The organism is Domibacillus sp. 8LH (assembly GCF_038806185.1).
Lineage (GTDB): Bacteria > Bacillota > Bacilli > Bacillales > Domibacillaceae > Domibacillus > Domibacillus indicus_A.
In genome coordinates this window covers 1-248 of sequence record NZ_JAVJNG010000277.1, presented here as the reverse complement: position 1 = coordinate 248, position 248 = coordinate 1, and the positions used below count along the sequence as shown (strand labels likewise).

Here is a 248-nt window from a genome sequence, read left to right as displayed (position 1 = left end):
CATCAACATAATTAGGCGTTTCGACAAACCATGCTTCTGAGCGATTTTGTCGTGCTTTGATCAAGGCTAAAAATGCGTTGGAATCAGTACGCATAACTTTAAACTGGCTGTTATCTTGCTGACTAATATCAGCTAACACTTGTAGATCTGTAATAGGATTAAAAACAGTGTTTTTAGTGCTCGTACGAGATAAACGATTAAAATGCTCCATCCCCTCCAGCACACGGCCAAACACGGTAATATTACGA

General features: G+C 39.5%; 1 protein-coding gene. It reads right to left on the bottom strand.

All coding sequences use genetic code 11. The features are described 5' to 3' along the window. The coding region (locus RG959_RS24710) for a hypothetical protein (RefSeq protein WP_342799356.1) at positions 1-248 on the bottom strand (248 nt) is incomplete at both ends.